The sequence below is a fragment of the Lysinibacillus sp. NPDC097287 genome, assembly GCF_044761695.1.
GTDB lineage: Bacteria > Bacillota > Bacilli > Bacillales_A > Planococcaceae > Lysinibacillus.
The window spans coordinates 117,644-140,947 of the sequence record NZ_JBIWCX010000008.1 but is presented as its reverse complement, the minus strand read 5'-3'; the positions used below and the strand labels follow the sequence as shown (position 1 = coordinate 140,947).

Sequence of the window (23,304 nt, the reverse complement as noted above, 5' to 3'; positions counted from 1 at the left end):
GTTGCTATTCAATTAACGACGTAGCTTGATTGAGGAAAAATTACTAAGTGGAAATTATATGATGGAAAATTGGTGGTATGGGTTGTTTAGTGCGATGTTTTTCGGAGTCAACATTATAACTCGCTCCCTATCTCCTCGTATAAAATGGAGGGAGAGTATCTAGGTACATTAAATGAGTCTTTATTAAGCATTTGATGGGGCTTATAATAATTCTATTAATGTTATTATTTTTTAAACGAAAAACGTCGTTAAAATTATTGGACTTTTAGGAATTTTAGTTAAACTAACGAGGCGTTTCTACAACAAGTGGAGACGCTTTTTTACTAACAAAGCAGGATGTTGAGTAAAATTATGTTTTAATTTGGAACTTTTACTAATACAATCCGTCAAAATTACAAATGGAAAATTATTGTAGAACGTGCAATTTATTTTTGAAAGGGGAATTAGATGTGAGTGATTGGCTTAATGTTGGCAGCCTCGTGCTTGGATTAATTGCTTGGATACTTCCTGTTGTAAATTTGATGCGATATGAAAAACATAGCAATAAGAAATGGATTGCTCTTTCCATTATGAGCATCAGTGTTTGTGCTATTTCGTTATGTTTCCAGATTTTTTATACCTATCATAAGGTGACAGTTGAAGATTGGGGTGCTCTTATGGACACAATGTATGCCGTAGCGTTCGCCTCAGCAGCCCTTCTCATCATCACCATCGTACTAAATGCAATTACTCTGATTGTATATCGTGATAGGGCAGCAAAGTAGAATATCAAATTCCAGTTTGTAAAGGTGTACTTAAAGGGAGGAAATGAATAATAGGGGGTAGAATATTATTATTGCTAAGTACCTTTTTTGCTCTGAGCAGATGTGCTGATACGTCAAAAGATATTAGTGTTTTCTTTTTAACTGTACTGATTAATGATCTTTACTAAAGTCGTTATTGGACAAACGAAGCAGTTTATTTATAACAGAGATAAAGGGGGTTAGGGGGAAATGATAATAAAAAATATTTTAAATTCTTACAATTTATTATTGTCTTTAGGTGCTTTTTATTTGGGCGTGTCAATGTTTTTAGGAAGAGGAGCTTTCGATACATTTCCGCAAGAGTGGCTAGGCGTATTGCCATTTAATAATTGGGCGGGCTTAGCTTTATTTGGAATGATTGTCTTTGGGATCGGAAATGGCATTGCTTCAACTTACGGATTTATAAAGAAAGATAAAAAAATATTTATAATGACCTTCACAATGGGAGCTTTATTTTTCTTTTGCACGGTTATACCAACTATTTTGTTGGGAGAATGGTACTTACCAACTTCAGCATTTTTGGTATTAAGCATAATCCAAATAGTACTTGGTTTTTTTGGTTTCCTCACTATCTATTTGGATTCGTTACTGAAAAATCATTATAGGAAAAATTCGTTGTAATTTCACTAAATTAATCCTTACTTCCCTTACAGATGCTTTAGTGAAACAAGGATTTATAAAGTATACAATATAAACCTAATAAACGTTCCCAAATCAGACTTCGGTGACTCTACGAGGAAAGCTTTCTAAACCACGCTTTGGGAAATTTTATAGTTACACTACATTTTTAAAACGACATCGATTGCGCATACGTGTAGAAGCTGTTCTTTTTCAGCGTAGATGTTGACGTAAAATGAAATTTTTGCGTTGCCAAAAGTATGCGTTTCTTCTTTATCCGCATACACTTCAAAAAAGTCGACTGTGTAATGCTTATATCCGTCTTTTTCTGTGTAGCACCAAACTTCATCCGCTTTTCGTGGATCGAGGCCTTTAGTATGCAAAAACTCGACAAGCGCATCATTTTTCATAATTTGCTCCGCATAAAAAACACAATCCTCACATATGCAATGACCGTCAGTACCAACAAGTCCCCTTTTTGCATAAAATTGCTCATTTAATTGTTTCGCGTTCATTATGCCCTCCAATAAATTGATAGTTTAATTATAGCAATAATTCACTTATACTCAGAAAAAATTTTACACTTTATTTTGGTGACTCTACGAGGAAAGCTTTCTAAACCACGCTTTGAGAAGATATTAAAGGTATTCCGAATATATATAGCGAAATAATATTCAGTAAGAGGTGAGGATAAAAATGAAAAAAATAATAGTGGGATTAATTCTTGTTTTATTTATAGGCGTTATATTTTGTCTAAGGGTAAATCCCCCTTTAGAATATGGTACTATCGCTAGCAATAGTGAATATACATCCGTTATCATTGGATTAGGAAATACAGGTTTTAATGATATTCAAGTTACTGAAGTATATGTTAATAATGACAAGACACCATCTGAAGTGAAAATGCAAATCGTTCATCCTGACGAGGCTTTCATTGTAACGGATGACTTTTCATCTTCAGAAGTAGCTTCGTATAAATTTTTTAGTTTAATGGACACAAAAATAAAAAAAGGAACCATAATTGGCGAGGTCTATGAACGACAAGATAAAAAACAAGTAAAAGAAGATGACAGAATTTATGGTCTAACTATCTTGAATGAACAACCGATTTATAAAGCAACAATACAATACCGTTATTTAGGGATGCCATATAAAATTGAAGTGAATGTTAAGTAGTTTTTAATAAAGTTCATTAAAATGAGCAGTATATTGTATACATATTTTAAAAAAACGTTCCTAAATAAAAGCTTGGTAACATTTCAAACAGCGACAAACACTGTTGAATCAGTGTTTGTCGCTGTTTTTATTAGAAAATAACGCTCTGAGACGCTGCGAAAAGTAATTTTAAAGAAGACTGTTCGATCCACTTGTTCTGAATGGCGGTAACATATAAATAGAATCTCAATGAAATTTTACCAAACGACGCTTTGGGGACTTTCCTTTACTCAACAATCGGGCCAGATTGTTGAATAAGGGGTCTAGCCAAATTTATACGGATTCACAACGTTAAGCAAAGAAATATCCCCAAACGACGCTTTGGGAAGGTTATACTTCAACTAACGGGCAGTATATTTGAAGTAAGAATACTAATTTTTGAGGTGGTAAAGGTGTCGATAAAAGGTCTTAATCATTATTTATTTTCAGTTTCTAATTTAGAAAGTTCTATTGATTTTTACAAAAATGTACTTGAAGCTAAATTGTTAGTTAAAGGTAGAAGCACTGCCTATTTTGATTTAAATGGTATGTGGCTTGCCCTCAATGTAGAAAAGGATATACCTCGTAATGAAATAAGCCAATCGTACACACATGTTGCTTTTTCAATCGAAGTAGCCGAATTTGATAAAATGTACGACAAACTAAAAGAATTGAATGTAAACATCTTATCAGGTCGTCCAAGGGATGAAAGAGATAAGAAATCTATTTATTTTACTGACCCAGATGGTCATAAATTTGAGTTTCATACTGGTACTTTACAAGATAGAATAGAATATTATAAACAAGAAAAAGCACATATGGAATTTTTCGATTAGTAGATTTCCTTATTGAACTAACGGATGCTTTAGTGCAACAAGGATTTATAAAGCATACAAAAATAAACCGAATAACGTTCCCAAATGGAAGTTTGGGCGCACATTAAAAAGCCACAAGCGCTGTTCAATCAACGTTTCGTGGCTTTTCCTATGAACATTGTTTATACAGTTTTTTATGCAGGCTGCGTAAACACTTGATACATCAATATTTACATAATTATGGCGTACTGTTTAGTGTGCATAAAATCCAGTATATTTCTCAATGTTGTAAATCTATATTTTTCTTTATATACATTTTTTTGTTATTACTTTATTGGAGTCTTCTTATATGGAAATACATTTCCAAGGGGGTGTGAAGTGCTTGTTAATCAATCGGGCGCGATTCTGTAATAAGGATCAGCGCTCGTTTTCATTAAAGGGACATTTAATGTAAGAAGAAATATGTTGGAATTTCATTAAAAGTGGGTGATTACATGAAATATACTTGTCCTTGTTGTGGCTATAAAACATTACCAGAAGAGCCATCAGATACTTTCTATATTTGTGAGATTTGTGGTTGGGAGGATGATGGGGTTCAATTTCATAATCCAGATTTTGAAGGTGGAGCAAATGAAGTTTCGTTAAAGCAAGCACAAAAGAATTTTATTAAATTTGGAGCATCAGAGGAACGCTTTGTTGAAAATGTAAGAAAACCAAATGAAGAGGATATTAAAGACCCTTATTGGAAATCGTTTATTTAGAAAACGGTATTAAACTAAAGGGCGCAATTCTTGAAAAAGAATAGACGCCAATTTTTTATTTAAGAGCCATTTAATTTAATAGGGAAAGAAGATATTATACCTACAAAATAAACATCTACATTTTTATTTCTTTTTTTCTAGGATATTTTTTATTGGCTTTTGAAGTACGTCCATAATGGCAGCGATGATAGCTGTTGCTAATATCCCTATTAGTCCAAGTGCTATTGGACCTGCTGGGTCATCACCTGTGAATATGGCATACACCCTTAAGTAAACTATTACTAATAAAATTAAGAAAATAATTGTAAAAGCGCATTTTTTTATAACCTTCAAGGATTTAAGGGATAACTCGGAAAAAGCGTGGTTACTATCGATATAACTCAATAGTTTATATGCTTGATACAAAGCTACAGAAAACGTAATGCATACTCCATACGCACATATTAACAACGGATATATCGAGTAATCTCCTGGACGCACTATAGCATCTCTTCTGGCTGCTTCAGGCAACAAAAATATACACACGGCAAGTACCGCAATTCCAATAAGAAAAGCAATAACCCTTAAGAAAAAAGTTGAACCTAGTTTACCATTCATTTAAAGCACCTCACTGATTTAATGATTATATGATTTTAATACAACATTTATCGATTATCAATAAATTTATTTTGTTTTTTATTATATTTTTATTGTTTTAAATATTGATTTGATTGTAATGTGGGAATCGTACTTGAATTATTGTAAATTTTATTATGAAGTAACCTAACAATCGTGAGGAATTCTATGCAAGAATTGTGCTTTTTCTATGTGAAAAGGTTAGATTGGAAATCTAAAAAGGTTTCTGATAAATAGAAGGAGAAATACACATGTATGGCTAGCAACACAAAGATAAATGCCTTATGAAATTAGCGAGGCAAAATGAAGCCGAAGAATGTTTTTTAGAAGCATTGAAATTAAGAAGATTTTTCATTGATTGACTCAACTCAAAAGCAGTGAATCTGTTAAATGAATTGGAGTGGAAAGCCTCTAGTGAAAATCCTGATGTATAAGAATAAAAGAAGAGTATAGGTTTATTAAACAATCGGGCGCTTTAATTAAAGATTCAATTTGCGAAATAAAAATAAAAACTGGAGTCGATTCTACGCATTTTATGGATTAACTCTGGTTTTATGCTGTGTTAAACAAGTTGATTCTTATAAGCAACAATCTTTTTGAAAATAGCCTTTTTTTGATATTGATTTCACTTTACTATTATTGATTTTGTTTAGCGAATTTAAATTAAATATTTATTTGCGACAAACCTGAAAAACTATACAAAAAGCACCCTTACCAATTAAGGTAAGAGTGCTCTATATACATTGCTATTAAAGGCTATGTAGTAAAAGCCGCGTATGCCGTATGTCTTATAGAAAGTTTTAAACCACCACTCCTCAAAGTGGGTGTTCGCAGAAGTTATCCTGTATATCCTCATGCACCGTAGTGTGAGGCCCGTCATTCCAACTCCAATAATAAAACTCCCTTTTACAGCTTAAAGGTTAAAACTTAATATTATACGAACAATGCAGCCTTTAATGATATGATACGGCATGTCTTTTGAAGTTGCAAGTAAGTAGAATATCGAAAAAAAGTCAATGGGCGAAGGTTGGAAACAACGGTACTTCTTGAAGGGAATTGTTGCAATAATGCTATTAGTTTCAAACATTTTTCACTTGTGCGAACGAAAAATACGAACAATCTTTGCGAAAACGGGCAGAGTATGTAAAGATAGGTGCATATATGGGTTTTGCCCAACAAAAAAGTAAGGGAGGCAACGGAAATGGCAGGATATCCAAATTGTCCAAAATGTAATTCAGAATATACGTACGAAGATGGTGTGAACTTTGTATGCCCAGAATGTGCATATGAATGGAGTGCAAATGCAACAGAAGAAGAATCTGATGCATTGATTGTTAAAGATGCAAACGGAAACCTTTTAGCAGATGGCGACTCAGTAACAGTAATTAAAGATTTAAAAGTAAAAGGTAGCTCATCGACATTAAAAATTGGTACGAAGGTGAAGAGCATTCGACTAGTTGAAGGCGATCATAATATCGACTGCAAAATCGATGGTTTTGGCGCAATGAAACTAAAATCTGAATTCGTTAAAAAATTATAAACAAACTTACAAAAGAGTCGCATATCGCGGCTCTTTCTTTACGGTCGTATAAAGTATTAGAAGCGAATGTAACACACTTTTACATACCGGTATTTTTCGTCGAGCTTATGGTATTTTTCATGCCATTTGTAAAAACGACGGGTATTTTCAACCTCGACTTAGCTCATTTTTCAGAATTGATATACTACATATTTTAAAATAATTGACAATTCCGTTGAAATACTTACTACAAGTGTAATTCACCTTAAAATTATACTTATTTCTAATTAAATTGTATGTCGATTTTGGTAATTGGGCTTTTTAACGTTTAGAGAATATTTTTTCAAATTTTTTCTTTGTACTTCATAAATGAGGGTCAGTGGTTAAAGGCTATATAGCATGAAAAGCTTGTCGATAGTTGGTTTGAAAAATGATAAAAAGCATCTTTCACTAGGAGAGATGTTTTTTATCATTTAAAAAACTTTCGTAAAATTATGGCCATAGCTGAACCAAGTAACGCAAAAATCGTATGTAAAATAGCAATAAAGCTAGCACCAATCAGTAGGGCACCGATATCTGAAAAACTAGAGTGGGTGATATAAAGTGGTGTATTAAAATTATCGATGATCGCCCAAACGAAAACAGGGGTGAAACTTATTACAAAGACAATCCAAATGTTTATGTAAAATAAATAAGTAAGGCAACCGAAAATGGCGTACGATACGATAAAGCTAAAGTTGTTGCCAAGTAATGATGAGTTCAATGCAAACATAAACGACAAAACAATAAATATTAGGTGAAAAAATGTCAATGTGCGCTTCATCGGTCTTTTTTGACTAGGTGTTGGCTGTGCAGAAATAAGCTGCTGGCAACATTCACATGAAGCTATATGGTTTTCAATAAAGCGCACAGTGTCACTTTGTAAAACACGTTTAAGATATAAAGGTAGTAAATCTTCTACTATTGAACATTCCTGTGACAAGGACTTCCCTCCAATCATCCACCCTCATTATACGATATTTTTTTAATCTGATTAAGCAGTCATCTATAACTCCATAATTTTCAATCGAATACAATTGTTATGCATAATTCTTCTGATATACAAAAGCCTGCTGAATCAGATTAAAATCTGGGCACAATTACGCCATGGCGTAATTGAGATAAATAAAAAAAGCCTCCCGTGAAATATTTCATTCGGAAAACTTATACATGCGCGTTATTTAGTATCGATTAATATTTCGTTTGTTAAAGCCTGGATGTCAATGTGAGTATCTTCTTGGACGGCATCTTTTAATATTTCGTTGCGGAAATACTTAACAGTCGCTTCTAAAGGTATTGCTAATAATTTTTTTAGAGCGGATTGATACATATAAACAAACTCTCGATCAGTATTACCACGCTTTAGTTCCGCGAAGGCTTCGTAGAATTGATCTAGCTTGTCAGCAAATTCGAGTAGACGACCTTCAAGTGTAGCATCTTTTCCTTCCTTCATCCGTTCGAAAAATATAGATTGGAATTTCTCAGGGATTTCATTAATAATAAATTTTTCCATCATTTTCTCTTCAACATGGGCAAGCATTTGTTTAAGCTCAGGACTTGCGTGCTTCACAGGCGTTTTAATGTCGCCGATAAAAACTTCAGCAAAGTCGTGATTGATGGTTTTTTCATAAAGGGACTTCCAGTTAACAGTAGCACCGTTCATTTCCTCGAGTGTTGCAAAAAACATGGCGTACTGAGACACTTTCCAAGAATGTGCTGCGACATTGTGTTCTTCAAACTTGAAGCGGCCTGGGCAGCGGATGATGCGTTCTAAATCATTAAGACTTGTAAAAAAATGATGAATTCCTATAGTAATCACTCCTTTTTGTTCTATACGTGCATGTTACTATAATCCATACCCGTTTTGTGTATAATTCAATCAATTTAATAATGATTCACAAGGTGTTTACAAAGGGTTCACAAATGGACTCAGGGTAGTGACTAGATGATGCTATAATATAAGCTGACATATTTAAAAAGGGAGGTACACAGAATGGTATCAATTTATATGCTTCTTCTATATAGCCATATTTTGAGCGCTATTCTTTCGATTGGACCACTCTTTGTATTATTACCTATAGTAAAAAAAATGCGTACAGCACAGCTTGATGAGATGACGTCGTATATTGGGACATTTCAATCAACTATTACGATTGTAAAGCACGCAGGGCATGTACTTGTCGCATCAGGAATACTATTGATGTGGCGTGGAGGCTACCCTTGGACGACTTCATGGGTTGTGCTCACTGTACTTGTTATGCTAGGTTCTATTGTGTTTTTAGCACGTGCTTTTAAACCAACGTTACGTACATTTAATACACCTGCCTATAATCAAGCGCAATTTACAGCACAATTACATCGCAAAATATGGATGTATATTATTTTATTACTCATTATGTTATGGCTTATGGTAGCAAAGCCTATATTATGGTAAAAAATCGAACAATAAACGTAAGTATGTTGATGTTTAAGAAAGCCATTTGTAAATCAAGAATTGTCGACGTTAAGTAGTTATTATATGTTCGATAGAGCTTTAACTTTCAACTATCTAATAAGATTAAATAAACAATAGAACAAAAATTGCCCTCGCAAAAATGCGTAGGGCAATTTTTTTGTCTTAAATTGAAATGTCAACGGCCGTCCCTTTGTAAGGGTGTGCGGCTTGGGGTTGTGGCATGTCTTCGAGTAATTCGACAGCAGCAGAGGCATTCAAGTTTAAGGCATTTTGCATCACGCTCATTTGTACGGTTTGCTGCAATTCCATAAGTTGTGACGACATAATTGAGTTAATATCCATAAATACACCCCCTCCTTTTCACTAATATCGACTAAAATTCAAAAGTTTCAAATTGAAGATGACAGTTATTTTTCATCAAATCACAGTAAATCAGTGTAGTAATTTCAGGTAAATAATTCATTAAATCGTGTTTGTTGCTAAAAATATGCTTGAAATTGTATAAAATTTTGTTTTTATAGTAATAATTTGTAATATTGAATCCGTTGCTTTGTAGAATTCGGCATTATTTTTGCTTTGCGAATAAGAGTTCAGGTCAATCATGCTAGCAACAGATTGTGAGAAATCTAAAAAGATATGGAGGAATTACTTATTATGAAGAAACAAGCAATAGCTTTAGCTGTAGCATTAACACTTAGTATAGGTATGTTTGCAAGTCCATCTTTAGCTCAAGAAGTAAAGCAAGAGGATACATTATGGCAGATATCGAAAAATTATGATTTATCAGTAGAGGAGTTACAGCAGTTAAATGCACTAAAATCAACAATTAGTAACTCAAAACAGAAGTTACCAGCTGATGGTAATTATTTAATAAAACAGGGCGACACATTGTTCAGTATTGCGAAAATTCATGGCGTAACTGTAGGTGACCTTATAACATGGAATAATCTTTCATCGAATTTAATTTATACGGATGAAACATTAGCTGTTAAGGCATCAGCCGCTAAGACAAAACGTTCGACTGTAGCGCGTTCTACTTCAAAGGCTACACCGTCTAAAAAACCAGTTAGTGCAAGTGCAGGTCCAAGTCCAAGTGGTAAAACATACACAATGCGTGCGACAGCCTATACAGCGTATTGTAAAGGGTGCTCAGGTATTACAGCAAACGGAACAGACCTACGATCCAATCCAAATCAAAAAGTAATTGCTGTAGATCCACGTGTAATTCCACTAGGCACAAAAGTTTGGGTAGAGGGGTATGGCGAGGCAATTGCAGCAGATACTGGTGGTGCAATAAAGGGCAATAAAATCGATGTATTCATTCCGTCTGATGGACAAGCTAGAAATTGGGGAGTTCGTACTGTAACGCTTAAAGTATTAAATTAATGGGGAAGAGGCTGTCTCAAAAGCTTTTGAGGCAGTCTTTTTCTATGGGGAAAGAGATGCCAACAGCCACAAAAATGCATAAATTTTTAAAGAGATGGGCACTATCAGTAATAGAGGGAGGTGTTATTTATGAAAAAAGTAAGTTTGTTGGCAGCTACTTTACTAGTATTCGTTGGAGGTTGTAATTTTTTTGATAAGGAAAAAGAGCAAGTTTCTGTAACAGCAACCCCATCGTTAACGGCGACAACAAAAGTTATAGGAGCTCAAAATGAGAGCTATGGAAATGTTTACTTGGAAGAGCAAGATGCCGGTGTAAAGATGACACTTGCTTTAACTGGATTGCCACCTGGAGAGCATGGGATTCACATCCATGAAACGGGGAAATGTGAAGCGCCTACATTTGAATCAGCGGGAGCACACTTTAATCCGACAGGGAAAGAGCATGGTAAGTTGAATCCGAAGGGATATCATTTAGGTGACTTACCAAATATAATGGTTGGAGAAGATGGAGCTGTAGATTTAACGTTTGTAGCGGAGGGTCTTACATTACAAAAGAATGTGAAAAATTCTCTGTTTGACCAAGACGGTAGTGCGCTTGTCATTCATGAAGTAGCAGACGATTATAAAACAAATCCTGCAGGAAATTCGGGTAAGAGAATTGCTTGCGGTGTCATTGAATAGTGGGAAATAAAGGCATAATATTAATTTATGTCTTATTTTTTTGCGCTTTTTTATTCGTGTATTAGTTGTATGTGGAAGCAAAAATGTGTGTATGTTAGATAAAAAATGATTTTAATAGAATATAGTTAAATGTTAGTAAAAACATGATTTTTAGTATATTTGTATAATTATAAAAGACTGAATTTACTTTAAATTAGTTGACAATATTATACTAGGTTTGATAGTTTTAAATAGATTCTTATTATTACCATTTAAGGGGGAAGGTTAATATGAAGACAAAACAGTTTCGATTATTAATGCTATTAAGTGCCTTTGCGCTATTGATTTTAGCGGCATGTGGATCTGATAGTGGAAAAGAGAAAGAAGACGCTGATAAAGAAGATGCGGGTGGGGATTCAGCATCAACTGACAAGCCAGCATCTGATATTAAATTTTTAAGCTTATTAACAGGTGGAACACAAGGTACTTACTATGCACTTGGTGGAACATTTGCAGATTTAATCACAACTGAAACGGGTATTAAAACAACAGCGGAAGTTTCACAAGCATCAGCTGCTAATATGACAGCGCTACAAGAAGATGATAAAGGTGAAATTGCATTCGTACAAACTGATATCGCTTATTATGCAACTGAGGGTAAGATGATGTTTAAAGAAAAAATCGACTCATTTTCTGCTTTAGGTGCGCTTTATCCAGAGACAGTTCAATTAGTTACAACTGAAGCTTCAGGTATTAAAACATATGCAGACTTAAAAGGTAAAAAAGTATCTGTAGGTGCACCAGGTTCTGGTACTTACGCAAACGCTGAGCAATTACTTGAAATCCATGGTTTAACAATGGATGATATTAAGCCACAAAACTTAGACTTTGGTGAATCTACTGACGGTATTCAAGCTGGTCAAATTGACGCTGCGTTTATCACGGCGGGTACGCCAACAGCTGCTGTTGAAGCATTAAACGCAACAACAAAAGTTAATATTATCGGCGTTGATGCTGGTAAAGCTGACGAGTTAATTGCGAAATACTCATACTACGCAAAAGATACAGTAAAAGCTGGTACGTACGGTCTAGCTAATGACGTAGAAACAGTTTCTGTTCTTGCTATGTTAGCAGTAAAAAAGGATTTACCAGAAGATGTTGTTTACAATATGACAAAAGCTATTTATGACAACACTGAAAAAATTTCGCATCCTAAAGGTCAACTTATCAAGGCTGAAACTGCTTTAGATGGTATCGGTATTGAGGTTCACCCAGGTGCTCAGAAATACTTTGATGAAAAGAAATAAGTAAACAGTACAAAAGAGGCTCGGGGTGCGTAAAGCTTCGGGCCTCTTTTTACATGAAAAGCGAATGGCTTTTAAAGTGGAGGAACAGATGTAATGCGAACGTGGAGTTTAGTAATAGGCCTATTATGTGTAGTAGGAATGGCAATTGTTTTTCTTCCTCTTCAAAAGGTATTCGCATTTACGGAAACACGCACCGACCAGCCGATAATGCATTATATCTCAGCAACTACCGACAATTCATTTCGCATACGTTATACGCATTCTATTCATAAATCAGATGTACTTGAGCACTACCAATATACAGAAGATAATCGAATTCAAATGTTGGGAATGGAGTATGAGAATTTAGCGATCGGGATGCCTGGTTATGCAGAGGAAGGTCAAACGTTAACGCATCATGATGGTAAGTATTATTTACAGTTTGAAAAGACGATGCTAGAAAATTTCACGATTTATATTGGAGATTTAGATATCGATCTAGTATTTGAGTATGAGGGTTTGGAATATGATTTAAAAAAGGATTTACAAAGAGGGAAGTCCTATTTGTTTCAAGTGAAGCAAGTGTCACTTTATGAACAGTGGAAGGGAGTTAGGATGAAATGATAAAACAACATGAGCCAAACAACGAACCAAACTTAGAGGAATTCGAACAAATATCTGCTGAAGAACAACAAGCAATTCTGGAAAAGTATGATATCGAATCGAATGTTCGTACAGTTTCAGGGGTTATGAAACATGTGATTTTCTTTGGATTATTAGCATTTTCATTGTTTCAATTATATACTGCAATATTTGGTCAATTTCCGGCACAAATCCAACGTACTATCCATTTAGGTTTTGGATTAACACTTATATTTTTGTTGTTCCCTGCTCGAAAAAAAGCAGCGAAGCATAAAATCGTCTGGTTTGATTATATTTTAGCGTTGTTATCTATAGCGGTAGGCTCTTATTGGTCAGCAAATTACACAGAGCTTATCAATCGTAATGGTACCATTACACAGTTAGATTTTATAGTTGGTTTGATTGCGGTGGTACTTGTACTTGAGGCGGCCCGTCGAGCAGTAGGTATACCAATTACGATTATTGCTATATGTTTCTTAATTTATGCATATTATGGTCCGTATTTCCCTGCATTTATGGCTCACCGTGGCCAAGATTTAGAAAGTATTGTTAACCTTATGTACTATACAACAGATGGTATTTTTGGTACACCGATTAGTGTATCTGCAACTTTCATCTTTGTCTTCTTATTATTTGGTGCATTCCTGGTGAAAACGGGTGTAGGGCAGTATTTCAACGATCTTGCTGTAGCGTTTGCGGGAAAACTGATTGGTGGACCTGCAAAAGTGGCGGTATTCTCTAGTGCTCTACAAGGGACAATTTCAGGGAGTTCGGTAGCCAATGTAGTAACATCAGGCTCATACACAATTCCAATGATGAAAAAGCTAGGGTATCGAAAAGAATTCGCAGGTGCTGTTGAGGCAGCGGCTTCTACTGGTGGTCAGCTAATGCCACCAATTATGGGTGCCGCAGCGTTCTTAATGGTAGAATTCATCGGTCGTGGTATTACGTATTGGGATATTGCAAAGGCAGCTGCAATCCCAGCTCTTTTATATTTTACAGGCATTTGGATTATGACGCATTTTGAGGCAAAACGTGTTGGTTTACGTGGTTTACGTGACGATCAAATGCCAGATCGTAAAGAAGTATTTAAGAAAATTTATTTACTATTGCCGATTGTAGCAATTATTATTTTAATGTTAACGGGTACTCCTGTAATGCATGCAGCTCTATACGGAATACTCATTTCAATTGGGGTTTCGATGTTTAATAAAGAAACACGTCTAAAGCCACGTGATGTTGTTGATGCATTAGTGGAAGGTGCGCGTACAGCACTTGGCGTAGTTGCGGCTACGGCATGTGCAGGTATTATCGTTGGGGTAGTTGTAAAAACTGGATTAGGTTTAAGCTTAGCTAATAGTTTAGTAGCTTTAGCCGGTGGAAGTATACTTTTAACGTTAGTATTCGTAATGATTGCATCGCTAATTTTAGGGATGGGTGCACCAACAACGGCAAACTATGTTATTACTTCTACAATAGCGGCACCAGCAATCGTTGCTTTATTATCACCGAATACACCACAAGAGTTAGTACCAGTGGTAGTTTTATTATCGGCACATTTCTTTGTGTTCTACTTTGGGATTATTGCCGATATTACACCTCCAGTAGCACTCGCCGCATTTGCAGCGTCAGGAATTTCTGGTGGTGACCCAATAAAAACAGGGGTCAATTCGGCGAAGTTAGCGATAGCGGCATTTATCATACCGTATATGATTATTTTCTCACCAGCATTATTAATGATTGATACTACGATTCCACAGATTATTTGGGTAGTGTTTACGGCTATTACAGGTATGATTGCAATTGGTGCTGGTGTTATCGGCTTCTGGTACCGTAAAATGCTATGGATTGAGCGCATTATTGCGCTTGGAGCAGGTTTGCTATTAATCTATCCAGAAAAATTCTCAGACTGGGCTGGATTAGGTATTTTCATTGTCATGTTTATTATTCAGTACTTAACACAACATAAGTTGGGCGGCAACGGTAGTGACGATCAAAATGGTCAAACCAAAGGCGTAACAGCTTAATATATCTAGAAAAGTGCAGTTCCTTTCGAGGGACCGCGCTTTTTTTATCTCGTTTTGAGATGGAATATATACTTATTATGCATAATGAGCATGGGTTGTTGTTTTTTCGAGAAGAATCGTTGTATAATTCATTTATCAGAAAATTCTATCTATAAGGGGTGGATTATATGACAACATTACAAAACTCAAAATTTGAGACGTACTTAATGGATCAAGAGCTTGAAATACAGGCGAAAGAGGAAGAAAGTAAAGATTCTTTTAAACAAGTACGTTATGAAGAATTTCCAGAAGGTTTCTTCACAAGTTTATAAAATATAAGTAGTATCGAGTTTCAATAAAACATCGGTACTGCTTTTTTTATGCATTTTTCAAACAATTAAAGCAAATTATTAATATTTGCAAAATAAATTATTGTATAATAGACGGATAATAAGCAATCTCGAGGTGTATCAATGGGGAAAACAATAAGCTTAGAAGAAACGATTTATCAATGGTTTGACCATTTTCATAACTATCCAGAAGTAAGTTGGAAGGAATTTAAAACAACTAAGAAAATTGCTTCAATTTTAAAAGAAATGAACGTGTCATTTCAGACATTTGAAGACTGTACTGGTCTTATTGCTGAAATTGGTCGAGGTGAAGATGTTATTGCAGTTCGTGCAGATATCGATGCCTTATGGCAAGAAGTCGATGGTGAAATGCGAGCAAATCATTCGTGTGGACATGATGCCAATATTTCAATGGTGTTAGGTGCCTTGACGCTAATAAAGAATGAAACATTTAATAAGCGCATTCGCTTGATCTTCCAACCTGCCGAGGAAACAGGTGGTGGTTCACTTGCGATGATTGATCGAAATGTACTTGAAGATGTGACACAATTATTTGGCGTACATTTACGTCCACAGGAAGAGTTGCCATTTGGCAAAGTAACACCTGCTATACATCATGGAGCGGCAGTATTTCTGCAAGGTAGAATTATTGGAGTTGATGCGCATGGTGCACGCCCACATCAAGGGAAAAATGCCATTGATGTACTGTTCGGCATTCAACAAATGTTAAAAAATATTTATATAAATCCTGCCGAAGTTTACTCTGCCAAGTTAACGAAGATGATTGCAGACGGCGGAAGTGTTAATATTATTCCTGGCTCTGCAACATTTTCTATCGATGTACGTGCTCAAAAAAATCAAGTACTTGAAGAAGTGAAGCACATGATCGAATCGGGCTTTAGCTATATACAAAATCAATTTGAGATCGAGCTTGAATGGGAATGGCTTGATATGACACCAGGAGCAGAAGTATCACCACATGCTGCTAAAATTGCAGAGTTATCGATTATAGAAGCAGTCGGTATGGAAGGACTAGCGGATCCTATTATGACACCCGGAAGTGACGATTTCCACTTCTATACAGTGCGTAAACCATCACTGCAAGCAACAATGATAGGTGTAGGCGCAAATTTAGGACCAGGTTTGCATCATCCCAACATGACATTTGAAAAAGAAGCAATGGTCGTAGGTGCAAAAGTACTTGCGAAAACATTAATGAACGCTGCAAGATAAATGAAAGGGGCCTCTTATTTTCTAAAAAGAGAGCCCTTTTGCACGTACATGCTTAAAAAGAGAGGATTTTTAAAATGAAAATACAAGAAATAGAGATTTTTGCAATTGATTTACCATTAATTGAACCATTTATCGTAAGCTATGATACATATCCTTCAATGCCTTCAATTATTGTGAAAATGACGTCAGAATGTGGGCTTGTTGGTTGGGGAGAATCCGTTCCAGACGATCATGTCACAGGTGAAACGCCAGAGTCGACATATGCTGTTCTGAAAACAAAACTAGCTCCGTTATTAATCGGCAAAAATCCGTTAGAGTTTGAGCGAATTCATGAACTTATGGATTCAGTTGTACGTGGTGTTCCTGCGGCAAAAGCGGCGATGGATATTGCATGTTTCGACCTTGCTGGGAAAAAATTAAATGTACCAGCCTATCAATTATTAGGTGGACGCTATCATGAGAAATTCCCGATTACACATGTACTAAGTATTGGGGCACCTGAAAAAATGGCCAAAGAAGCGGCTGAACGCGTAAAGCAAGGCTATAGTTCTTTCAAAATGAAAGTCGGTACGGAAGTACAAAAAGATGTGGAACGAATTCGCGCAGTACGTGAAGAAGTAGGGAATGAGATGGCGATTCGTGTAGACGTCAACCAAGGTTGGAAAACAAGCGGTAACACAATGCCAGTATTACGTGAGCTAGAAGCGCTAGGTATTGATTGGTTGGAGCAGCCAGTGCTAGCAGATGACATTGACGCAATGGTAGAAATCAAATCTAAAACAACAATCCCTTTAATGATTGATGAAGGTTTACATGGTGAAAAAGAAATGCGTGAGATTATTGCAAAACGCGCAGCCGATAAAGTTAATATAAAGCTAATGAAATGCGGTGGAATTTACCCGGCGATTAAGTTGGCACATATGGCTGAGATGGCAGGCATCGAGTGCCAAATTGGCTCAATGGTTGAATCTTCTGTTGGATCAGCTGCTGGTTTCCATGTGGCATTTGCAAGTAAGGCCTTTAAAAGTGTGGAATTAACAGGTCCGTTAAAATTCTCTAAAGATATTGGGAACTTGCACTATGATGTGCCATTTATCCAATTAAATGAACGTCCAGGTTTAGGTATTGATGTAGATGAAGTGATTTTAAACGAACTTTGTCAATATTCTGCAGTGGTGAAATAGGAGGTCCTACACATGTCAATTTATGAGGGAATGTTAGGAGACACACCTTTTTCAGTACGACGCTTAAGCATGGCGGATATCGAAGCTATAAAAAACGTACAGCAAGATGTTATTGCAGCGTTAGAAGACAAGAAGGTATTACAGCCTTTGTCGCTAGAAGAATTACAATTTTTACTAGGGGATCACGGTGTCATGGTCGGTGCTTTTGTAGGCGAAGAATTAATTGCTTTTCGTGCATTACTAGATCCGCCACTAGATGACGAACATTTAGGGCGTGATGCCGGACTTGCAGAACATGTATTGCCAAGGGTTGCTTATCAAGAAATTTCTGCTGTACATCCAAACTATCGAGGTTATGGACTTCAACGTACTTTAGCACAGGTTGTGATGCAGGAATTAGACCGTTCACGCTTCGACTATATTTGTGCGACAGTCATGCCATTTAATATTGCGAGCCTTAAGGATAAATTCGCGCAGGGCATGCGAGTGGTAGCACTGAAACTGAAGTATGGTGGTAAGTTGCGCTATGTGTTCATGAAGGATTTACGTGAAGATGTTGAGCAACAATATAGTGAGACAACACGTATTCATATGGCGGATACGGAAGCGCAGCAAACTTTACTAAAAGAGGGCTGGCTTGGCGTAAGTATGGTGCAACAAGATGGTGAGTGGTTTTTAGAATGTAAGAAGGTGGTAGTTAACATGCGTAAAATTCCTATGATTATTGATACAGATCCAGGCATTGACGATGCGATGATGCTGACGCTAGCCTGTGCGAGTGAAGAACTTGATGTTTTACTTGTGACAACAGCTGCGGGTAATATATCTCAGGATAAAACAAATTATAATGCACGTGCTTTTTTAAGTTATATTGGTGCGGATGTTGAAGTGGCGCGGGGGTTGGATAAACCAATTTTACGTGAGCTTGAGGTAGCAGAGGATATTCACGGTGAGAGCGGTCTTGGTAATGTTGATTTACCAGCCCCAACATTACAATGCAGTGAGCGACCTGCAGTGCAGGCAATGGTCGAAACATTATTAGCTAGTCCAGTGCCAGTCACAGTTGTAGCGACGGGTCCTTTAACGAATATTGCTGCTTTATTATTAGCGCATCCTGAGGTAAAGTCGAAAATTAAGATGATTTCTTGGATGGGTGGTTCGGCTGTTGGTGGCAATATGTCTCCAACTGCTGAGTTTAACGCTTATGTTGATCCACATGCGGTTGAAATTGTTTTCCGTTCGGGATTGCCGATTGTTATGAGTGGTCTAGATGTGACTCATAAGGCGTATATAACTGTGGAGGAAACGCAGCATATTGCAGCAATAGGTACCGATTTTTCGGACAAGGTAGTGAAAATGCTAACGTTTTACTTAGGTGTGATGAAAAGAACGCCATTTCACGCGGAAAACTACGATTCAACTATTCGTTTCCATGATTTATGTGCAGTTGCTTATGTGCTATCTCCAGAATTATTTGAGGGACAGGATTGTTATGTGGAGGTCTCATTAGATGGCGTGACAGCTGGTACAACAGTCGTTGATTATATGGGTGCAAGCGGTAAAACGCCAAATGTAAAGGTACTTCATTCGGTAAAACGAGAGGCATTTGTTGAGCAATTTATGCAGGCAGTTGAAGCAATCAGCAAAAGAATTAAATGAAAAATGAGCCTTACTTTTCACAGAAATGTGGAAGGTAAGGCTTTTTCTTAGTGTATTTACATGTTATTCATTTTTTTAGTGGACAAAAACCACATGCCATCAAGCCTGGTATGTCTTTAGAAAAACAGCAAGTTTTACGAACAGGGATATTTACTAAATCTGAGGGGCTACGCTTACTTGTATATTCAGCCCACCAGGATTTATTGGAGAAGCGTGCCCATGTTTTTGGGTCTTCTAAAATTTCAATATCCCCCATCGCTTGGTCAGCTAGTCCTGGGTTTGATAGCAATGTATGATAATGCCACAGCAAATAGCCAAAGAAATTCTCCCAAATAGTAAGTGGAGAAATAGATGTTACCTTGCGGAGTTGTTGAACAATAACATGCGCATCATATAAGATTTTTTCGATAACGGCTTGGCGTTCTTCCTCGTCTACATAGCGCCAATCATTTGGATTGACGAACATGCTAACGGTGAATGCACCAAATTCTTTTGTAGCATCGAAACGGATTTCAAGGGGTTTCCCATCCCAAACTTCATCGTATGCAGTAAGCATGTATAACTGCATCGCAAAAAACATACCGTAGCGTCGTGAAAAATGAGAAATTGCTGCAGTTTCCGTTGCAGCATCGGTAATGCCCATCATTAGCTGTAAAAAATCGTCATGATAAAAATCCTTATGTATATCTGCTAACGTAAATAATGTCCGTTTAGGTTCTGTTGTGTAAATGCTGTACGAATTGAGCTGTCGTACTTGATCCATTGTTAATGCTGGCATTTCCATCACCTTTTCTTTTCAAGTCATCTTCATTTAGATTAGCGTACTGTCCATTGGAGAAAGTTGCTACTTTTCTTATTATAAGTTAATAACTTTTGCTTCACAAATGGAATACAATGTTATAAAATACATTAAACATATATGGAAGGTGGGTTTTAATGTGAAGCAGCCGTATTCAATAGCAAGAGCGCTTGTTCGTCTCAATCAGTGGACTATTTTGTTAAGTGTTGTACTGACATGGGTAACGGGGAGTGTTTGGTTATTAGCGATTCCTTTAGTAGCTAATTTACTAGGGGTTCTATGCAATTTTAATCCAATTATCCGAGTGGGAAAGTATTTTTTGAAAAAAGAACCATCTGCCTATATACCAGAAGATGCACAGCAACAAAAATTTAATTCGAGTATTGCTAGTTTCTGTTTAGCGGGAGGATTGATGGGATTCTTATTAGGTTGGCAAGTGATGGGCTATGTATTTACAATAATGGTCGCGACTGCTTCCTCCATTGCAATTGCAGGATTTTGTATTGGTTGTTTTTTGCACTTTCAATTAAAACAGTGGCAGTATCGACGTTCGCTTAAAAAGGCACTGTAACCATTTTAAAAATATTTAATTAAATGTCAGAAAAGTTATTGACTTTTTAATTGATAATGATTATCATTATCATATAAAGATTATTCCTCATTACAAAACGAGTGTAAAGAGGATGGACTTTAGCTACTTTTCTCCAGAAGTTTGCTAGTTCATGAAACGGTCCTAAAGCCCCCCTCATTTTTAGGAACGTGAAAATCTCAGAGCGACTTATTCACATGTGGATAAGTCGCTCTTTTTTGTTTAGTTTTAGGTGGTTAAATTTGGTTAATTGAAGGGCGCGTATGCTAGAATTAAAAGTAGAAGTTTAATTAGAAATAAATGGAGGGGAATAAATGAAGAAATATGTTATCACTTTGCTCATCGTTTTAGTCTTTTTAGCAAACCCAGAATCATCTAAAGCAGAGCTGCAGTGGGACGGTGCACAAGTTGTAAAGGGACAAACGGGAAAAATGACCTTTACCAAAGATGTAAAAGTGTATAAGAAGAATGCAAACGGTACGTATAGCTCGATGACAGTCAAGCATAACAACTATTTCAGGGTGTATAATATCGAAAAGTATGATAATAAAACATTTTATTGGATGAGCTCGGGTTATCGTGTGCAAGCAACGGATTTAGTTGTTTTTAAGAAAATACCTCTGGATATCCGTGCTTCTCTTTATGATAATCCAGGCTATATCAACATCAATCGCCAAGACCAGAGCTATGGAAGTCATTATATAGCTGGTGTCGTTTATCATAATATTTCCATTCGTGAAAACCTATTCTACTCTGATTATAATGAGACTGGTGATTCTATTGATCACTCTATTGATGGAGCAGATATTCGCATTGTCGAAACAACGAAAAGAGACGAAGGACTCTATATGTTAACGGCTGATGCACAGGAGTTATACGGTCCAATGAATGGAGCGAAAGGGTCGAGAAAGAATTCAAAAGGAACTGCTTTTCCATCACTTGGAATTGAAATTAATGGATACCTTATGGTAGGTTCTGGACTCTATTACCCTGTAACATTACTCGAACCTGTGAAAAAACAAGGGAAACGCTATATTCGATATGGTGTAATTGCTGAGGTTAATGGAAGTCAAAAAGAGCTAAAACGTTTTGATGAAGGAGTATTATTGACAGAAAATGATACGACAGCTTGGATTGAGATAGATGGGGAAGTATATAGTGTACCGAAACAAGCTCTAGCTACCATAAGACCGAACGAATCACCGATTATTACAACGTCTTTCTTGCCAAATGATACGCTTCAGCAGCTAGATTATGGGGCTGGTGTATATAAGAGAACGGCTAATAATCGTTTTGAAGCGCAGAACGTTAATAAGTTCATTGACTATTATGAAACAGAAAAAACCTTTAATTATGAAAAGGATGGTATCAAATATGTTTTTGAAAAGCCAGTTACAGAAGGCTCAAGAATGACTAGAAAATTTAGCGATTCGATAGAAGAAGGATTTATTCGTGCAATTCATTACACATACACAACAGAAGCAGGCACATTTAGCAATGTTGTGGAAACGCCCTTTGGTGATATTTTTGCACCAGGCTATGGTTTTATCAGGGGACTAACGTCTTATGAAAAATAAATTCTTTACTTTTTTTGAGTGTAGGGTGAAAATATCAATAAAATCAAACAAGTGAGGAAAAACAATTCGTTTTTCCTCACCTGTTTGATTTTAGGTACTTATTAGACAGTCGCTTTAATCTAAGAAGATAACGATTGTTCGGTAGAATTCCTTTTACCCAGTAGCATTGTATAGTAGCTGTGCAATAGCATACCTACAATGATGACGCCGAGTCCGGCAAGTGCAATTGGATCTGGGAAGGCAATACCCAACAGAAGTACTTCTCCAATAATAACGAAAATAATTTCTGTTGATTGTGTAGCTTCAACAGCGGCTAGTTTGCCTTGATGATCTCGTACACGGTCTGTTGCAATAAAAAATAGAATGGTCGCAATGACCCCGGAGCTAATACCGACTAATAAGCATTGTAGAACTTGATTCATAGAAGGAAGTCCAACTGTCGCTAGTGCATAAATAGCCATCACAATCCATGCTGGCATCGATGCAATCGTCATGCCAAGTACGCGTTGAAACGTATCAATGCGACCACCACAAACGTCCATCATTTTACGATTACCAAGTGGATAAGCGAATGCAGCTACAGCGACTGGTAAAATACCTAGTAGCAAACTTTTTAGTGGAACCGACTGTGCTTGTGGCACTTGAATCAATAAAATGCCGACTAGAATAACACATGAAATCAGTAAAGATACGAGCGGTATTTTTTGACGTACGGTTTTGTCTGCGATCACAGAAACGAAAAGGGGAGCGAGCAATACGCCTGCAACAATCGTAAACTGCCATGTACCCGAAACGAGCCAGCCTGGTCCAAATGCCGCAGCAAATGTTAGCGGTGCATAGAATAAGACGAAGCCGACAAAGCTCCACAATAGCCAAGAAACAGGCTGAGCCTTCATCTCTCCTGAAAGCTGTTTAAATCCTTTACGATAAAAAACTATGACAAGTAGAAATGGCACCATGAAAAAATAGCGTAATGAAGCACTCCATAACCAGCTACCACCTTGCATTTCCATTGCGTGATTTAAAATAAATGTTACTGCAAAAAATAAAGAAGCTAAAATACCTAATGCAATTTCCTTCATATCAACTTCACCTCATTTTGATTAAGTCACTC

Annotated in this window: 25 protein-coding genes, 1 other RNA gene and 1 pseudogene; 19 read left to right on the top strand and 8 right to left on the bottom strand. The window is 36.5% G+C overall.

The genetic code is table 11. The annotated features are described in order from the left end of the window. The first annotated feature begins 449 nt into the window (after positions 1 to 449). Together ACIQ2D_RS13115 and ACIQ2D_RS13110 are read left to right on the top strand one after the other, a co-directional pair. Positions 450 to 764 carry a hypothetical protein gene (locus ACIQ2D_RS13115; protein ID WP_402864690.1) on the top strand — a complete coding sequence of 105 codons (315 nt, stop codon included), beginning with the start codon at positions 450 to 452 and terminating at the stop codon, positions 762 to 764. Positions 765 to 992: 228 nt separating this feature from the next. Next, complete coding sequence (locus ACIQ2D_RS13110; RefSeq protein ID WP_402864688.1) at positions 993 to 1,424, top strand: hypothetical protein; 432 nt, start codon at positions 993 to 995, stop codon at positions 1,422 to 1,424. A 158-nt stretch (positions 1,425 to 1,582) separates the two neighbouring features. Here ACIQ2D_RS13110 and ACIQ2D_RS13105 read toward each other — a convergent pair whose 3' ends face one another. After that, positions 1,583 to 1,936: a hypothetical protein gene (locus ACIQ2D_RS13105; protein WP_402864686.1), complete on the bottom strand. Its 354-nt coding sequence runs from the start codon at positions 1,934 to 1,936 to the stop codon at positions 1,583 to 1,585. 181 nt (positions 1,937 to 2,117) lie between these two features. On the opposite strand from ACIQ2D_RS13105, the gene ACIQ2D_RS13100 reads away from it, so the two are divergent. The 3 genes from ACIQ2D_RS13100 to ACIQ2D_RS13090 all read left to right on the top strand — a co-directional run bounded on the left by ACIQ2D_RS13100 (position 2,118) and on the right by ACIQ2D_RS13090 (position 4,191). Continuing rightward, positions 2,118 to 2,597, top strand: coding sequence for a hypothetical protein (locus tag ACIQ2D_RS13100; RefSeq protein WP_402864684.1), 480 nt, complete (start codon positions 2,118 to 2,120; stop codon positions 2,595 to 2,597). Between the two features lie 431 nt (positions 2,598 to 3,028). Continuing rightward, entirely contained in the window at positions 3,029 to 3,451 is a 423-nt protein-coding gene (fosM, locus tag ACIQ2D_RS13095; protein ID WP_402864682.1) for a FosM family fosfomycin resistance protein, read from the top strand. A 473-nt stretch (positions 3,452 to 3,924) separates the two neighbouring features. Continuing rightward, on the top strand, positions 3,925 to 4,191 hold the full coding sequence (locus tag ACIQ2D_RS13090; RefSeq protein WP_402864680.1) for a CPCC family cysteine-rich protein: 267 nt from the start codon (positions 3,925 to 3,927) through the stop codon (positions 4,189 to 4,191). Positions 4,192 to 4,314: 123 nt separating this feature from the next. Here ACIQ2D_RS13090 and ACIQ2D_RS13085 read toward each other — a convergent pair whose 3' ends face one another. Beyond that, positions 4,315 to 4,788, bottom strand: a complete 474-nt coding sequence (locus ACIQ2D_RS13085) for a DUF2975 domain-containing protein (RefSeq protein WP_402864678.1) — start codon at positions 4,786 to 4,788, stop codon at positions 4,315 to 4,317. A gap of 781 nt (positions 4,789 to 5,569) precedes the next feature. Continuing rightward, a non-coding RNA gene (gene ssrS / locus ACIQ2D_RS13080) (6S RNA) lies at positions 5,570 to 5,762 on the bottom strand. Between the two features lie 245 nt (positions 5,763 to 6,007). Here ssrS and ACIQ2D_RS13075 point away from each other — a divergent pair. Next, positions 6,008 to 6,346, top strand: a complete 339-nt coding sequence (locus ACIQ2D_RS13075) for a zinc ribbon domain-containing protein YjdM (protein ID WP_402864676.1) — start codon at positions 6,008 to 6,010, stop codon at positions 6,344 to 6,346. Positions 6,347 to 6,794: 448 nt separating this feature from the next. Here the strand turns inward: ACIQ2D_RS13075 and ACIQ2D_RS13070 are convergent, their stop codons facing one another. Together ACIQ2D_RS13070 and ACIQ2D_RS13065 are read right to left on the bottom strand one after the other, a co-directional pair. Next, positions 6,795 to 7,307 carry a zf-HC2 domain-containing protein gene (locus tag ACIQ2D_RS13070; RefSeq protein WP_402864674.1) on the bottom strand — a complete coding sequence of 171 codons (513 nt, stop codon included), beginning with the start codon at positions 7,305 to 7,307 and terminating at the stop codon, positions 6,795 to 6,797. A 234-nt stretch (positions 7,308 to 7,541) separates the two neighbouring features. After that, positions 7,542 to 8,183: a YfbR-like 5'-deoxynucleotidase gene (locus ACIQ2D_RS13065; RefSeq protein ID WP_402864672.1), complete on the bottom strand. Its 642-nt coding sequence runs from the start codon at positions 8,181 to 8,183 to the stop codon at positions 7,542 to 7,544. Positions 8,184 to 8,357: 174 nt separating this feature from the next. Here ACIQ2D_RS13065 and ACIQ2D_RS13060 point away from each other — a divergent pair, with 174 nt between their 5' ends. Then, positions 8,358 to 8,798, top strand: coding sequence for a hypothetical protein (locus tag ACIQ2D_RS13060; RefSeq protein WP_402864670.1), 441 nt, complete (start codon positions 8,358 to 8,360; stop codon positions 8,796 to 8,798). A 183-nt stretch (positions 8,799 to 8,981) separates the two neighbouring features. On the opposite strand, the gene ACIQ2D_RS13055 is transcribed toward ACIQ2D_RS13060, so the two are convergent. After that, positions 8,982 to 9,161, bottom strand: a complete 180-nt coding sequence (locus ACIQ2D_RS13055) for a putative motility protein (RefSeq protein WP_402864668.1) — start codon at positions 9,159 to 9,161, stop codon at positions 8,982 to 8,984. 312 nt (positions 9,162 to 9,473) lie between these two features. Between ACIQ2D_RS13055 and ACIQ2D_RS13050 the strand changes: the two genes are divergently transcribed. The 10 genes and pseudogenes from ACIQ2D_RS13050 to ACIQ2D_RS13005 all read left to right on the top strand — a co-directional run bounded on the left by ACIQ2D_RS13050 (position 9,474) and on the right by ACIQ2D_RS13005 (position 19,225). Further along, complete coding sequence (locus ACIQ2D_RS13050) at positions 9,474 to 10,205, top strand: LysM peptidoglycan-binding and 3D domain-containing protein (RefSeq protein ID WP_402864666.1); 732 nt, start codon at positions 9,474 to 9,476, stop codon at positions 10,203 to 10,205. Positions 10,206 to 10,334: 129 nt separating this feature from the next. Continuing rightward, positions 10,335 to 10,886 (top strand): superoxide dismutase family protein, encoded by a 552-nt coding sequence (locus ACIQ2D_RS13045; RefSeq protein WP_402864664.1) that lies wholly within the window; start codon positions 10,335 to 10,337, stop codon positions 10,884 to 10,886. Positions 10,887 to 11,155: 269 nt separating this feature from the next. Continuing rightward, the gene (locus ACIQ2D_RS13040; RefSeq protein WP_402864662.1) at positions 11,156 to 12,172 is read left to right on the top strand and encodes a TAXI family TRAP transporter solute-binding subunit; all 1,017 of its coding nucleotides are present in this window, start codon (positions 11,156 to 11,158) and stop codon (positions 12,170 to 12,172) included. Positions 12,173 to 12,265: 93 nt separating this feature from the next. Next, complete coding sequence (locus ACIQ2D_RS13035) at positions 12,266 to 12,775, top strand: DUF1850 domain-containing protein (RefSeq protein WP_402864660.1); 510 nt, start codon at positions 12,266 to 12,268, stop codon at positions 12,773 to 12,775. Further along, a complete protein-coding gene (locus tag ACIQ2D_RS13030) occupies positions 12,772 to 14,820 on the top strand; it encodes a TRAP transporter permease (protein WP_402864658.1) in 2,049 nt (682 codons plus the stop codon). The genes ACIQ2D_RS13035 and ACIQ2D_RS13030 overlap by 4 nt, the downstream gene beginning before the upstream one ends. Positions 14,821 to 14,987: 167 nt before the next feature. Beyond that, positions 14,988 to 15,131, top strand: coding sequence for a hypothetical protein (locus ACIQ2D_RS13025; protein ID WP_402864656.1), 144 nt, complete (start codon positions 14,988 to 14,990; stop codon positions 15,129 to 15,131). Positions 15,132 to 15,272: 141 nt separating this feature from the next. Further along, positions 15,273 to 16,382, top strand: a complete 1,110-nt coding sequence (locus ACIQ2D_RS13020; protein ID WP_402864654.1) for an amidohydrolase — start codon at positions 15,273 to 15,275, stop codon at positions 16,380 to 16,382. Between the two features lie 74 nt (positions 16,383 to 16,456). Beyond that, positions 16,457 to 17,566, top strand: coding sequence for a mandelate racemase/muconate lactonizing enzyme family protein (locus tag ACIQ2D_RS13015; RefSeq protein ID WP_402864652.1), 1,110 nt, complete (start codon positions 16,457 to 16,459; stop codon positions 17,564 to 17,566). Positions 17,567 to 17,578: 12 nt separating this feature from the next. Then, positions 17,579 to 18,247, top strand: a pseudogene (locus ACIQ2D_RS13010) (N-acetyltransferase); the annotation flags it as partial. Between the two features lie 21 nt (positions 18,248 to 18,268). Continuing rightward, on the top strand, positions 18,269 to 19,225 hold the full coding sequence (locus ACIQ2D_RS13005; protein ID WP_402864814.1) for a nucleoside hydrolase: 957 nt from the start codon (positions 18,269 to 18,271) through the stop codon (positions 19,223 to 19,225). A gap of 67 nt (positions 19,226 to 19,292) precedes the next feature. Here the strand turns inward: ACIQ2D_RS13005 and ACIQ2D_RS13000 are convergent, their stop codons facing one another. After that, the gene (locus ACIQ2D_RS13000; protein WP_402864650.1) at positions 19,293 to 20,003 is read right to left on the bottom strand and encodes a Fe-S oxidoreductase; all 711 of its coding nucleotides are present in this window, start codon (positions 20,001 to 20,003) and stop codon (positions 19,293 to 19,295) included. Positions 20,004 to 20,163: 160 nt separating this feature from the next. Here ACIQ2D_RS13000 and ACIQ2D_RS12995 point away from each other — a divergent pair, with 160 nt between their 5' ends. Next, positions 20,164 to 20,595: a DUF4395 domain-containing protein gene (locus ACIQ2D_RS12995; protein ID WP_402864648.1), complete on the top strand. Its 432-nt coding sequence runs from the start codon at positions 20,164 to 20,166 to the stop codon at positions 20,593 to 20,595. Between the two features lie 332 nt (positions 20,596 to 20,927). Next, on the top strand, positions 20,928 to 22,190 hold the full coding sequence (locus ACIQ2D_RS12990) for a hypothetical protein (RefSeq protein WP_402864646.1): 1,263 nt from the start codon (positions 20,928 to 20,930) through the stop codon (positions 22,188 to 22,190). Between the two features lie 119 nt (positions 22,191 to 22,309). Here the strand turns inward: ACIQ2D_RS12990 and ACIQ2D_RS12985 are convergent, their stop codons facing one another. Continuing rightward, positions 22,310 to 23,272, bottom strand: coding sequence for a DMT family transporter (locus tag ACIQ2D_RS12985; protein WP_402864644.1), 963 nt, complete (start codon positions 23,270 to 23,272; stop codon positions 22,310 to 22,312). Between the last annotated feature and the right edge of the window lie 32 nt (positions 23,273 to 23,304).